Genomic DNA, 13,834 nt, shown 5'->3' on the forward strand with positions numbered 1-13,834 from the left:
AGGGCATATTAATGAAAAAATATCGCAAATATATAATCGCCGTGATGACAGTGTTACTGATTGCTGTTGGTCTAACCGCTTGTGGGAAGTCTACAGCACAGGATTTGCAAAGTCACCAGTGGACGTTTGCTTCTAGCAAAGATAATGGTATGGCCGCTACTGCAAAGTTTTCAAAAAGCAACTTAACACTTACCCAAGCGGGCTTTAGTGAAGTTTATACTTACAAGTTAATTGAAAGCAAAGGCGATGAACAAATTAAGTTCATTGGTAAAAATAGTGTTTCAGGTAGCACAGAAACACGTCTGTTTAAGATTAAAAAGCAGTCAGACAAATATAAACTAACACCAATTAACACACTAGCTAAAAGTGATACTGGTACAGTCTCACTTATTCCCAAATAGACAAAGGAGGGATTTAAAATGACAAATATCATTCAATCAGCTATCTCGCACTTTTTTGAATGGCTACTGTCTGGTTTGTTAGATGGTTTATTCAACATCTGTAAATCAATCATTGACCAAGCCAATCAAAGCTTGCCAATTGTTAAAACGTGGTATGCCATCTTCCTGACCTTTGCGACATCGTTAGTCGTTGTGGTTGTCCTTGGGCGTATTGTGATGACAATTCTAAAAGAGGCAGACGAAAGTACCGACGTCACTTGGGCTAATATCATCATGGACGGGATTAAATCAGCGGCCGTGATTCCAGTTTTCGTGTTCTTACAAGGCTTTATTCAAGGTTCAATTACCTTGCCCCTGCTAAAGTATATGTTTAGTTCTGATCAGAAATTCACTGCTAAATCAATTAGCGGCATGAATAAAGTCCCTGGGCTAAAAGATGTTGGCATTTCGTTACCCTTACAGATTTTGTTTCTGCTAATCTTCACTGTCGTAACCGTCGTGTTCTTTATCAAGATGTGTGTGTTTGTGGCTGATATGGCTTGGTACAACCTGACGATTCCTTTAGCTGCAATGAGCATGGCGACTGAAAGCTTTGATTATAGTGCCACGTGGTGGAAGAAGTACATTTATTACAATGCTTCCATTATTAGCCAGGTGCTTTGTATGTCATTATCAGTATGGTGCTTCACTAATATGGCTAAATACGGATTTATTGCCTTTATTGCTTCAATCGGATTCGGCTTTCTGGTTGTTAAAACACCTGACGCCGTTAAAGACTTCTGGGCTTCAACCGGTGTGACTAAAAGTGCTGGTATGGGCGCCATGAGAATGTTTCAAAATTATTTTCGTAACCGTTAAGGGAGGTTAGCGTCATGAAAAAAATCTGGCACTGGTTACTTGAAAAAGCCAAAAACGATATGCGAACCGACCCTTTTGCAACACCTTCACGGCGGACTAAGTTGTCTTACTATTTTGATAACTTAGTTAGCATGGTCTTCTATATAATGGGAATTTACCTCATGTTAATGGATTTATACCAAGAGCTTTTCACGGCGAACCATACCGATTTTTTAGGAACTGCGCTAATGGCCTTAGTTTTACTGCTGGGTGGCTTATTATTCCGTTGGTCAGCCTATGCAGATCTCAAAGCCATCAACCGGTATCAACATTATTTGAAGCAACAATCGATAGAGCAACAACAAGAATTGCGCCGTGAAACTTGGTTGAAAGCGGCTAAACAAGGCAAAACAGAATTAGATCAAAAATTGAATCATAAGGAGTGAACGAACATGACCACTGTTATCTTAGCTGAAAAACCCAGTCAAGCCCGTTCATACGTCCAAGCCTTTCAAAAGAGCACAAAAAAACAGGGTTACTATACGGTTAGTGACCCTGTTTTGCCCGAGAATACGCTTGTCACGTATGGTCTCGGACACTTAGTTGAACTAGCCACACCGGATAAATATGATCAGAAATACCAGCAATGGGCCTTATCTAATTTACCGATTTTTCCAGATAAATACAAGTTTGTGGTGTCAGCTAGTAAAAAAGATCAATTCAAGGTCGTCAAAGACCTGTTAACGAAGGCCGATACCATTATTGTTGCCACCGATAGTGGTCGGGAAGGCTCCAATATTGCTTGGTCAATCATGAGCCAAGCCCAGATTGACGTTAAAAAGAAGACCATTAAACGGCTATGGTTGAATAGCTTGGAAAAAGACGCCATTATTACTGGATTCAAAAATCTTGGTGATTGGCACAAAGACTATTTGGCTTATAAAGAAGCTCAAACCCGGCAAATTAGTGATTGGTTGATCGGTATGAATGGTAGTCCCTTATATACTTTATTGTTGAGGAAAAATGGGGTGCGTGGGGTGTACTCAATTGGTCGCGTGCAGACGCCAACCTTGTATATGGTCTATCAAAGAGACCAGGCAATCAAAAACTTTAAGCCGGAACCCTATTTTGAACTAAATGCGGAAATTTTAGCTAATCAGCAAAAATTCGTCGCAAAATTAGACCCCTATCAGCGGTTTAAAGATGAAACAGGGCTAATGAGACATTCATGCAAGCTAAACACGTTCAGAAAGGCTCACAGGGCGGTTTAATCAAGGACGTGCAAAAGCAGGCTAAAAAGAGTACCAGTCCCCAACTATTTTCGCTATCCAGTCTGCAAAGTGCGATGAATAAACGGTATCATGCCAGTGCCAGCCAAACCTTAGCGGCCATTCAAAGTTTATATGAAGCCAAGTTGTTGAGTTATCCCCGAACTGATTGTGCTTATATCACTGATGAAGAATTTGATTATTTAGTGGCTAATCTGACGAAGTATCTGGGTTTGGTATCTAAGCAAGTCGCTTTAACCAATACCACCCCAAATAAACGTTACGTCAATGGGAAAAAGGTTGAAGAACATTACGCCATTATCATGACTAAAGTTGTACCGACGAAGGATCAATTAGCGTCCTTACCTAAATTACAGCAACAGGTCTATGATTTGGTTTTAAGAACGACGTTAGCGATGTTTGCTGATCCGTACGAGTACGAAGAAACCACCATTATCACCCAGGTTGGCGACGCCAATTTTAAAGCAACCGGTAAGGTGCCAACTAAGCAAGGTTGGCAAGCTTTATTTGATGATCACAAAGCCGACGAGCAAGAGGCAACCACCCTACCGCTCGTTCACCAAGGCGACCAAGTTCAAGCAAATCTGCAAACGCCGCAAAAAGAAACGACCCCACCCGTGCCATTTACCGAAGGTACCCTGATTACGGCAATGAAGACCGCCGGCAAAACGCTTGATGATGAAGAAGCCCAGGCGATTCTCAAAGATGTGCAAGGCATTGGGACAAGTGCGACCCGGGCCAATGTGCTGGAAGTGTTAAAAAAACGCGGCTATTTGGTTACTGAAAAGAACAAGCTCCACGTCAGTGAAGCGGGAATTACTTTATGTAAAGCGGTCGAACTCGAACCCTTGTTAACTAGCCCAGAGATGACAGCAAAATGGGAGCAAGCATTACAACAAATCAGTACCGAAGAACGCACCGCAGATAACTTTTTGAGCCAAATTAAGAAGTTCGTGGCAAAGTTGATTGCTGAGGTCCCCGCGCAATTGACTGGCAGTGCAGCCATTAAGCAACAAATCAATCACCAACAGCAAGCGCAAAAAGCCGCCGAAGTTTTCTTAGAAACACCGCAAGCGACCGTTTTAAATAAACAGAAGTTTTACATTGTGAAGCCCAAGCAAGGTGAAGACTTTACCCTGCCCAAGAAATGGAGCAGTAAAACCCTCGGTAAAACTGCGATCAAAGCCTTAATCACTAAGGGGGAAACCAGCAAACTAAAGGGGTTCAAGAGCAAAAAAGGAAAGTCGTTTGACGCCAAGTTAAAGCTTGACGGCCATAAATTAAGTTTTGATTTTGATTAGAACCTGCCTACCGCCCTGCACTACGTTCCGGTTGGTGAACCCGTCATTTAGGTTCACTTTTACAACCCTAAAAGTAAACCTAAACAACGGGTGAGATTAGCAACGCAAAGGAGATCATAAATATGGATAACGAATTAACAGTCATTGGGAGTGAATTACCGGTTTTGCAGACTAAAGGAACCTATAAGTATTTAAAAGAAATTACTGGAAATGGGTCTTATTATCAAGTGGCCTGGCAAAAATTAGCCGATGGCTACGTTGCCCTTTATGGCACGACCCCGGTTCAAATCAACGTAGCCCCTATATTGAATGATATTTTTGAAGATGAGGAGGAGTAGACAATGCCGAGTAAAGCAGATGTTAAAGCCTGGAAAGCACAATTAGTCGCCCAGGCTGAACAACAAATCCTAAAATTAACCGATAGTGACCGATTTAAACAGTACCTCAATACCTTGGCTAAATTCCATCATTATAGCGCTAGAAACATTGATTTAATTTATGCGCAAAATCCTCAAGCTACTCAAGTCGCCGGTTTTAAGCAATGGCAGACGGCTTTTAACCGCACCGTCAACCGGGGCGCAAAAGCGATTCGGATTGCGGCCCCGATTATTAAGAAGTTAACACCAGCCGAGCAAAAGCGACTTGATACCACCGATGAACGCGCCATTGTCGGTTACCGTTATCTACCCGTCTTTGACGTGTCACAAACTAGCGGTGAACCAGTGTTAAGTTCTAAGGATTTTGTCAAAGAAAATTTAGCCGATCATCAGAATGTAACGAGCTTGTATAACGCGTTCAAAGATTATTTAAACCAGCAAACCGACCTTAAAGTCAGTGAAGTGCCTTTAGCGACGCTAAATGGGGCTAAGGGGTATTTTCAACCCAGCACTAATGAAATCGTCATTGGTGGCGATGAGCCCGACAACGCTTTGAAACTAAAGACGTTATATCACGAATATGCGCATAGCCAGCTACACGGCTTAAAATCAGCCTTTAAAGATCGGCCACGAGCTTATCAGGAAACCCAAGCCGAAGCGGTTGCATATGTCGCCATGCAAAATATTGGCGTTGATACCAGTAACTACTCACTCGGTTACGTGGCCACCTGGGCCAAAGATAAAGCCGTGATCCATAGTGCTTTAAGTGAGATCCAGCAAGTGAGCAACAAAGTAATTGAGCTTAGCGATGGCTTAACCAAACAATTAGGCTTACAAGAAACACAAAAAGAACCCAAGCATGATTTAAAAAAGCTATCAGCCCAGGATCTTAATCAGTCCTATCAAGGCTTGCAACAACAAGTTCAGCAAGCAAGGAACCCACAACAAAAATCAGAACTAAAAAATAAACTAAATGATATACACCATGAAATCAGTGAGCGAACACAGAAGCAACTGAAATCCTTTGCTGAACAGCATCCAGAAATCAAACAACCAGATTCTGAATTGGATCAAAGTCTGAAACACTGAATTTAGTTTTCAAAAAAAGGGAAATCTGCCTAATGTTTCGGTAGATTTCCCTTTTTTTGATTGATTAATTTTGTTTTTCTTAAAGTAATACTAATAAGAAAGTGTAAGCATGCATTTTGCCAGTAAAGTTACTGTCAATACAACAAAAGAACAAAATTAGATAACATCAATTTACTTGATTAAGTGAATTGATAATGGAAAGAGCAATATCTTTCCCAAAATTAACAGCTACTGCATTTCCAATTTGCGAGTAAATTGACCCAATTCCCCCAGAAAAATGCCAACTATCGGGAAAGCTTTGAATACGAGCATATTCTCGAGTTGTGAATGGTCTGGTTTCTACTGGATGACATCTTTCAGTTTGTTTTTGGCTCGGAGAAGTAGTGAGTGTCAATGATGGCTCTTCCCAGCTCAATCTACGTGCCATGCCTGTACGACCTCCGCCAGAATAATAACTTTTTCCCATATATTCCCTTGCTACATTCTCCGGCAAGTCTCTCCAGTATCCTCCAGCAGGCACTTGAGCTAAAACTTTTTTCTTAGCATCTGAGTATCTTTGTCCAGGTGAATTAGGTACATTTTTTAAGACATCACGCAAAACAGGTTTATAATCATGTTTTTCAGGAAATTGATAAGTGATATTAAGGTCATTTCTAATGCCAATTAAAATCATACGTTCACGTTTTTCAGCAACACCAAAATCCCATGCGTTTAATACTTTGTAAGTAGTCTTATAGCCCATATTCTCGAAAACTTTAATCATAGTTTTTAAAGTACGTCCATGATCATGTGTTGTAAGCCCCTTAACATTTTCAACCAAAAACATCTTGGGCTTAACTTGCTCTAAAATTTTAGCATAATGATAAAATAGAGTTCCTCTTGTGTCGTCTAAGCCCATTTTTTTCCCTGCATAAGAAAAAGATTGGCATGGATAGCCACCACTTAATAAATCAATTTCGCAACTCTTGGGTATATATTTATAAATGCCTGCAGGATCAGCCGTAATCTTGGTAATATCTTCATTGATAACATTCCACTTAGGACGGTTTAGCTTTAATGTGTCTGCAGCGTGTTTGTCAATTTCCACCAAACCAACATCATTAAAACCTGCCTGTTCTAGTGCAAGGGCTAGCCCACCAGCACCAGCAAATAATTCCAAAGCATTGAACTTCCTTTTTGCAATTACGTTTGACACGTCAATCGGAACCTCTGGGAACATTTCATTTCTTATATCCTTTTTGGGGGATAATATCGATAGTTGCTCGTTTACTGGTACAATAGACTTAAGCACATCATACCCTAATACGTCAGCAAGGTTCGAAACGTTACTTTTAATCGGAGAAAACGAGCTGGATAGCATGACCGACAATTGATTTTTGGTTATACCCATTGATTGAGCCAACTCTTTTTGTGTTTTTATTCCCTTTTTTTTCATTAGGGTGTGAATTTCTTTCTTGTCTAAAACCGCCTTCATAAGCGTACCCCCATATAATGTTATGAATATATATTAACTTTAATTAGGGTAGCTGTCAATACTTTCTTTTAAAAGGAGCTTTATAATATGGTTAACATAACTGAACAAGAAGTTCTGGATAATGCTTACGATTTCTTCTTTAATTTGTTTTCTAAAAGAGCACAAAACTATTCAAATAAAAAATACAAATCATTTAAGGTTAATCCTTTCACGATTCAAGCAACAGCAAACGCATTTGGATACCCTATTACGGTTCAAAATTTAGCAAAGGCTGTTGTTTATCCTTTTGCATTAGGAACCTCAATAGCAACTAGCTTTGGGACTAACTTCCAAGCCTTTATGGTTTCAACAACTGGCGGAGTAGCCAGGGCATCTGTAGTAAAGGGAATGGACATTGAGTACGATGATGCTCTTGATAATAGGCATAAATATTGTCAAATTAAATCTGGACCAACTACTATCAATAAAGATGACATTAAAACAATTGAAGATCATTTCAAAGGTTTAACAAACTTAGCAAGAACCAATCATTTACCCCTAGATGCCTCCGACAAAGTAGTCGGCGTTCTATATGGTACACATAATGATTTAAGTACAATGTATAGAACTATCGAACATGATGGAATTAATGTTTTTGCCGGAGAAGAACTTTTCTATCATATAACAGGTATCCACGGTTTGTATAAAGGCCTTATCGAAAGTGCACAACACGCTGCTGAAAATTCCGAAATGCAAGAAAGTATTGAAAAGCTGATAAAGGAAGTGGAAAGTGGAATAAGTAGCAATAAAGAATTTTATGGTTTGAAGTAGCGCTTAATTAAAAGTGTGTTGATCATACACAATAATTTTTTGTCGAAAAAAGTAGCTTAAAATATAAAAAACTTTTAGTGTGATGTGAGCAATTCGTTTATTATCTTTATATTGGAGGAATAAAATGTATATCAGTCGTATTAAGATTAAAAACTTTAAATCATTTAAGGGTATTAACGAGATAAACTTTTCTTCTGGTGTGAATTATCTTGTTGGCAATAACAATGCCGGAAAAACAACAGTATTTCAAGCAATTGATTTTTTAGTTAATGGAGGTAAAAAGGAAGACTATATTAATCTAGATTGCTCTGATCAGGATGTTTCAGTGACGGCATTTATGTCACAGGTTGATGAATTACAGGGATCTTTGAAGAAATACAACAGCTATCGAGATGCACAAAAACAGAATCAGATGATATTTCAGCGTTCTTCGAAGGAAGAGACAATCTCACAGGGCAAGAAAAATGTAAAGATGAACATTAAAACGATGAGAATTTGGAATCCTTCTCCTGAAGATGGAGAACCAAAGTTTGAAAATCCATCGGGCGTTTCAAGCACTGTTAAAGCACTGTTTAGTCCACAGTTTGTATATGCTGATTCACATAATGAGGATTTTCGAGACTTTGGATCCACAAAAATTACAGGGAAATTAATAGCATCTTTGGCTTCGGATTTTTATGAGGATTCCTTGTATAAGGATTTTTTAACTGCACATAAGAAAGCATTTGGTAAAGATGGTGTTAAGAAATATTTGACTAGCGCTGAAGATGATCTTTCCCAGTTGCTCGACAATCAGTTTGGAGAATCTAAGGTTCAGTTTACTTTTGATCCTCCTGAAGCTCCTGATATGTTAAAGAAGGGAAACATAAAGATTCTAGAGAATGGATTATTGACAGACGCATCCGAAAAAGGTAACGGCATGCAGAGAGCTTTGGCTCTGGCAATTATTCAGGTGGTCGCGGAACGAACTGGTAAAAATGGAACCGACGATACGATTCGTGGAATGCAGTTTTTTGTGGATGAACCTGAAATCTACTTGCATCCTCTCGCTCAGGACAGGCTCATGGAGTCTGTGGCAAATCTGACCCCAGAGAACCAGGTGTTTATTACCACCCACTCACCTTATATTCTCCGTCATTTCAGGAAGACAACAGACAGTGTGAATATTCTTTCTGTTCAAGGGGGCAAGCGTGTTCGTCCTATGGAAAAATTGAATTTTAAATCACCTACGATCGCTGAAGTCACGTACAAGGCTTTTGGTGTACCAACTGTAGAACTACACTCACAACTATTCAGTTTTCTCTATATGGATTGGGTAGAACACCATGATGGAAGTGGAAAACTCAAGAACTTCAACGATTATTTAATTAGTAGTTGTAAGCTGTCTGCTGATTATCCTGACTATTGTGCACGATATAACGGTGGAAATTTTCAAGATCCTGTTTCCGTTACAACCCCATATGCAGTTAGAAATATAATTGATCATCCAGAAGTATGTGAAGGAAATAAGAATGTTTACAATGAAAACATTCTAAAAAGGGGCATTAATGATTTGATTACTGCAATCTCCTACATACAATCTAATCCAAGGAATAAGATATAATAGGTGCTCCAATACTATAGCTCTTACATTTTATTTTGACCCACAAATAAACCAAGTGTTGAAAACTCTGTATTTAAGGAAGCTGTTTTATTTTAACCAGTATCGGCCAATAGGGTATACCCTAGTGGCCTTTCTTGATCCATTATCAATGGCTTTCTAAATTAGGGCCTAGTACTTTTGGAATGGAAATACTTTCCAACACCAAAAATTCTAGACCCGATAAAATTAGTGATTTCCTGATAATTGAATGGGATATTGGTGGTGTTAATATGAGGAATCATGGTCAATATCTGATTATGATCAATAAGGATCATACCAACGTAGAAGTTGTTTAAATCAATAACGGCCAAAGAATTAGGAACATGCAGTTTAAGCGCTTCTTGGGCTAAAGCTTTCATATTATAGGCATTATTATCAGATATTAAAGTAATATCACTGCCTTCACAAAGGTAGAAATCTGCTGAAGCAACATTACCAAGTAGCTGAAAAGTTGACTGATTCATGATATCTCCTGACTATTTACAAAAAGTGCTTTACTCTGTAGAATTAGGCATATCACTTTATTTTACATCAGTATATAATTAAAAGTTTGGTAGCTCAATGTAATTGAGCGGAAAAGGAATTTCTAATGGAAGAAAAGAAGTTACATTATAAAATGTATAAGGATGGCAAAAAATTCGTTTTTGCCGCAATTGCTACACTGTCTTTTTTTGTCTCCGGTGGGGTATCAACGGAAGCAGTTCATGCTGATACCACCTCAGGGAACTTAACTGCCGCCACTGTAAACAGCACTAGTGATACGAAGAGCGCTGTTTCATCAGCAGCTACCAGTACCTCAAGTAGTGCAGTAAGGGCTGAAACGACCAATGCAAGTAGTAGCAGTGCAACGAAGGCCGATTCAACCAGTGCAAGTAGCAGCAGTGCAGTAAAGATTGAAACGACCAATGCAAGTAGTAGCAGTGCAACGAAGGCCGATTCAACCAGTGCAAGTAGCAGCAGTGCAGTAAAGACTGAAACGACCAGTGCAAGTGAGTTATCAACCCAGAAAGATGACGTGAACAGCAATACTCAACAAAACATGGCCATTAAAACCCTATCAAACTTAACAGATACTGATAAAAATGGAATACAAACGAACTGGTCAAGTGAGTTATCAGCCCAGAAAGATGACGTGAACAGCAATACTCAACAAAACATGGCCATTAAAACCCTATCAAACTTAACAGATACTGATAAAAATGGAATACAAACGAACTGGTCGCGTGATAAGTCAGCTGATACAGGCAACTCTGATAGTAATCCTGTAAGTAATGAAGCTGGCCAATATTGGCCTAATACCAAAGGATATTCACTTAAAGATTATTCAAAAACTGCAACAACAGATTTTACTAAAGATCAAAATTTTAATTTGGGATATAATCCAACACCGGTTTTACAAAATAGCTCTGATTTATCATTGTATATTAGGGGGCAAAGAGTCGATCTTAGTAAATTGGCAGATGATGATTCCTTAAATGGCAGTGCTCAGTACCCAGGTCATAATTCAAAAGGACATTCACGCTTGATTAGTACCAGTGATCTAGGTGAAAATACTTACTTTTGGGCTAAAAATGTTTTTAAAATTTATAATGGAATAACTCATAAATATGACCGTTACGATTTGAAATGGACTTTGGAATCCGTTAATTACGGCGATGCTAATACACAGATTGCTTTGGGAATCAAGGGCAGTCAAGATAGTGGCGGAACCCAATTGTTAAACATTGGTTCTGGCTGGCAGCTAGCCCATTTAGGCAATTTCTTTAATACTCATTTGCAGTTCTTTAAAGAAGAAAACGAAAGTGCTTCTAACGAAGATCCAGCATTGGCAATTGCCAAGGCTGACGTAACTGCTACAGCAGTTTCAATTCATATGGGTTTTTCTGATATCGATAGCAATGAAGCTGTTCAGTTAACAAGTGGTGTTATTAAAAAAGTTTATGTTGATGATGCTACTCAACTAGCTTATCAAGACCAGAATGGCTATTTATCGGTTACTCGCAAGTATAATGATCCAAGTGATGTAAGTGGAAAAAATGAAAGTAAAGTTACTTTCTTGATGGAAATGGATGTTCCAGTTGAAGGATTTGATTTGTCAGTTGCAACTATTGGTAATCAAAAAGATAGTAGTAACAATTATATCCACGGCCAAGGAAGCAAGGTTGCACCATCATTATTGTCAACTATGAAATATATAGAACCACTGGTTATTGTTTATAATAAATTAGACGGTAACGGTAACACTACTACTGAAAGTTTACAATCTCCCAAGATGGTTGAAGGTTTAATAGGTGATAAATATACGGTCGATTCCACTGGAAATAAAGTCGATACTTCTGCTCCTTCAACAATTATTGACAGTGATGGGAATATTTGGAAATTAGTTAAAGAAAAGACGCAGGGTAATCCAAATGGCAGCTATGTTGATGGAACAAATGAAATTGACTATTATTATCAGATTTCTAAAGGAACGATTACAACTCATTATATTGATGAAAACGGACATAAGATTAAAGAAGACACAAATTCAACGGGTAATGTGGGAAATAATTATACAACAACTGGTGAACCAACAATAACAGGTTCCAATGGTCAAACTTATTATCTTGATACGAAAAAAACGCCAGCTAATGCCGCCGGAAAGTATACTGATGGTAACACAGATGTTACGTATACTTATTATGAAAAAGGAACGGTAGTTACTAAGTATACTGATGAAAAGGGTAATCCGTTACAGAATCCAACTTTTACAACTGATAAAGAAGGTAATTCATTTACGACTACGGCCCTTAAGTCAATTGTTAAAGATGGCGTAACCTATGTTTTAACTGCTCAACCAACTAATGCAACTGGTGAATATACCAATGGTGAAACGGACGTTACTTACGTCTACGCACCCTTAACGGAGACGTTAGTGATAGTGAATGAGACAATTAACTACATTGATCAGAGTGGTAACTCATTGCCAAATATAGACAGTCATCAAGCAACACCAATAACTTTTATTACAGTGACCAATCCAGTTACGAAAGAAACGACCACTTACTATAAAAATGGAACGCAAAAACAACCTACTCTGGATTTAGATGGTCAACCAGATAGTACTTGGACTGAAAGTAATGAGGCCAATTTTCAAGCTGTTACCAATCCAACAGTTCCAGGATATCATGTTATCAAAACGACTGATCCAACTAATGATTTAACACAAACGACGTCCAAAACCGTTGATATAACTAATGGAAATTTGAACTATACTGTGACTTATACCAAGAACGCTCCAACGATTACGACAGAGAAGAAGACAGTTAATGAGACCATTCATTATGTCTACAAAGATGGTTCAAAGGCAGTCGATGACCATGTTGCTAAGCCAGTAGAGTTCACACGTCAAGTCTCAACTGACGCAGTAACTGGGGAAAAGACGTATGGTGCTTGGTCAGCAGATCAAAGCTTTGCCGCAGTCACAAGTCCTGAATTAAAGGGTTATACAGCTGACAAGGCGCAAATTGACAAGCAAACAGTTACTGGGGACTCAAAGGACTTAGAATTCACGGTTACCTATACCAAGAACGCTCCAACGATTACGACAGAGAAGAAGACAGTTAATGAGACCATTCATTATGTCTACAAAGATGGCACAACTGCTCATGATGCTTATGTGGCTACTCCCGTTGAATTTACACGTCAAGTCTCAACTGATGCGGTTACCGGAGAAAAAACCTATGGATCTTGGTCGGCCGATCAAAGCTTTGCGGCCGTAACTAGTCCAGCTATTAAGGGTTACACGCCAGATCAAGCTCAAATTGATACGATTACAGGTATTACCGCAGATAGTGCCGATATTGAAAAGACAGTGACCTACGTAGCTAACAAAGAAGCTGCTAAGGTTATCTATATTGATGATAAGACTGGTAAAACCTTAAGCCCTAAGGACTTGACTGGCGACTATGGTTCAACTGATCCTTATCGGACAGGTGACACCATTGCCGATTATGAAAAACAAGGGTATCAATTAGTCTCAGACAATTATCCAACTAATGGTGTGGTTTATAACCAAGATGGTACCGTTCAAAGTTTCGAGGTTCATTTGACACATGGCACAACGCAAACAAGTGAAAGTCAAACTGTCAATGAGACCATCCATTATGTTTATAAGAACGGTGACAAAGCAGCTGATGATTATCAAGCAACGCCACTGAACTTTACGCGTACTGTAACGACCGACAAGGTCACTGGTGAAAAGACCTATGGGTCTTGGTCGGCCGATCAAAGCTTTGCGGCCGTAACTAGTCCAGCTATTAAGGGTTACACGCCAGATCAAGCTCAAATTGATACGATTACAGGTATTACCGCAGATAGTGCCGATATTGAAAAGACAGTGACCTACGTAGCTAACAAAGAAGCTGCTAAGGTTATCTATATTGATGATAAGACTGGTAAAACCTTAAGCCCTAAGGACTTGACTGGCGACTATGGTTCAACTGATCCTTATCGGACAGGTGACACCATTGCCGATTATGAAAAACAAGGGTATCAATTAGTCTCAGACAATTATCCAACTAATGGTGTGGTTTATAACCAAGATGGTACCGTTCAAAGTTTCGAGGTTCATTT

Annotated in this window: 10 protein-coding genes and 1 pseudogene; 9 read left to right on the forward strand and 2 right to left on the reverse strand. The window is 39.0% G+C overall.

What is annotated here, in order from left to right; translation table 11 throughout:
* The first annotated feature begins 11 nt into the window (after positions 1-11).
* The 6 genes and pseudogenes from ACYVQZ_RS08805 to ACYVQZ_RS08830 all read left to right on the forward strand — a co-directional run bounded on the left by ACYVQZ_RS08805 (position 12) and on the right by ACYVQZ_RS08830 (position 5,294).
* Positions 12-401 (forward strand): hypothetical protein, encoded by a 390-nt coding sequence (locus ACYVQZ_RS08805; RefSeq protein ID WP_076633298.1) that lies wholly within the window; start codon positions 12-14, stop codon positions 399-401.
* Positions 402-419: 18 nt separating this feature from the next.
* Positions 420-1,259 (forward strand): conjugal transfer protein TrbL family protein, encoded by an 840-nt coding sequence (locus ACYVQZ_RS08810; protein ID WP_019875131.1) that lies wholly within the window; start codon positions 420-422, stop codon positions 1,257-1,259.
* A 14-nt stretch (positions 1,260-1,273) separates the two neighbouring features.
* Positions 1,274-1,684 (forward strand): hypothetical protein, encoded by a 411-nt coding sequence (locus ACYVQZ_RS08815; protein WP_019875133.1) that lies wholly within the window; start codon positions 1,274-1,276, stop codon positions 1,682-1,684.
* Positions 1,685-1,690: 6 nt separating this feature from the next.
* Positions 1,691-3,828, forward strand: a pseudogene (locus ACYVQZ_RS08820) (type IA DNA topoisomerase).
* Positions 3,829-3,950: 122 nt separating this feature from the next.
* The gene (locus ACYVQZ_RS08825; RefSeq protein ID WP_461241018.1) at positions 3,951-4,166 is read left to right on the forward strand and encodes a hypothetical protein; all 216 of its coding nucleotides are present in this window, start codon (positions 3,951-3,953) and stop codon (positions 4,164-4,166) included.
* Between the two features lie 3 nt (positions 4,167-4,169).
* Positions 4,170-5,294 carry an ArdC-like ssDNA-binding domain-containing protein gene (locus tag ACYVQZ_RS08830; protein ID WP_461241019.1) on the forward strand — a complete coding sequence of 375 codons (1,125 nt, stop codon included), beginning with the start codon at positions 4,170-4,172 and terminating at the stop codon, positions 5,292-5,294.
* Positions 5,295-5,460: 166 nt separating this feature from the next.
* Here the strand turns inward: ACYVQZ_RS08830 and ACYVQZ_RS08835 are convergent, their stop codons facing one another.
* The gene (locus ACYVQZ_RS08835; RefSeq protein WP_461241020.1) at positions 5,461-6,768 is read right to left on the reverse strand and encodes a DNA cytosine methyltransferase; all 1,308 of its coding nucleotides are present in this window, start codon (positions 6,766-6,768) and stop codon (positions 5,461-5,463) included.
* An 87-nt stretch (positions 6,769-6,855) separates the two neighbouring features.
* Between ACYVQZ_RS08835 and ACYVQZ_RS08840 the strand changes: the two genes are divergently transcribed.
* A complete protein-coding gene (locus ACYVQZ_RS08840; RefSeq protein WP_081272842.1) occupies positions 6,856-7,578 on the forward strand; it encodes a PmeII family type II restriction endonuclease in 723 nt (240 codons plus the stop codon).
* Positions 7,579-7,702: 124 nt separating this feature from the next.
* Positions 7,703-9,181, forward strand: a complete 1,479-nt coding sequence (locus ACYVQZ_RS08845) for an ATP-dependent nuclease (protein ID WP_415585712.1) — start codon at positions 7,703-7,705, stop codon at positions 9,179-9,181.
* 161 nt (positions 9,182-9,342) lie between these two features.
* Here the strand turns inward: ACYVQZ_RS08845 and ACYVQZ_RS08850 are convergent, their stop codons facing one another.
* Positions 9,343-9,684 (reverse strand): hypothetical protein, encoded by a 342-nt coding sequence (locus ACYVQZ_RS08850; protein WP_461241021.1) that lies wholly within the window; start codon positions 9,682-9,684, stop codon positions 9,343-9,345.
* Positions 9,685-9,809: 125 nt separating this feature from the next.
* Between ACYVQZ_RS08850 and ACYVQZ_RS08855 the strand changes: the two genes are divergently transcribed.
* A partial coding sequence (locus ACYVQZ_RS08855; RefSeq protein ID WP_461241022.1) for a mucin-binding protein occupies positions 9,810-13,834 on the forward strand: 4,025 nt, incomplete at its 3' end.

Source organism: Paucilactobacillus salsurae (assembly GCF_054784995.1).

Bases quoted from the DNA above. Each gene is read 5' to 3' on its own strand.
- ACYVQZ_RS08805 (WP_076633298.1), top strand. From the start codon at position 12: ATGAAAAAATATCGCAAATATATAATCGCCGTGATGACAGTGTTACTG.
- ACYVQZ_RS08810 (WP_019875131.1), top strand. From the start codon at position 420: ATGACAAATATCATTCAATCAGCTATCTCGCACTTTTTTGAATGGCTA.
- ACYVQZ_RS08815 (WP_019875133.1), top strand. From the start codon at position 1,274: ATGAAAAAAATCTGGCACTGGTTACTTGAAAAAGCCAAAAACGATATG.
- ACYVQZ_RS08825 (WP_461241018.1), top strand. From the start codon at position 3,951: ATGGATAACGAATTAACAGTCATTGGGAGTGAATTACCGGTTTTGCAG.
- ACYVQZ_RS08830 (WP_461241019.1), top strand. From the start codon at position 4,170: ATGCCGAGTAAAGCAGATGTTAAAGCCTGGAAAGCACAATTAGTCGCC.
- ACYVQZ_RS08835 (WP_461241020.1), bottom strand. From the start codon at position 6,768: ATGAAGGCGGTTTTAGACAAGAAAGAAATTCACACCCTAATGAAAAAA.
- ACYVQZ_RS08840 (WP_081272842.1), top strand. From the start codon at position 6,856: ATGGTTAACATAACTGAACAAGAAGTTCTGGATAATGCTTACGATTTC.
- ACYVQZ_RS08845 (WP_415585712.1), top strand. From the start codon at position 7,703: ATGTATATCAGTCGTATTAAGATTAAAAACTTTAAATCATTTAAGGGT.
- ACYVQZ_RS08850 (WP_461241021.1), bottom strand. From the start codon at position 9,684: ATGAATCAGTCAACTTTTCAGCTACTTGGTAATGTTGCTTCAGCAGAT.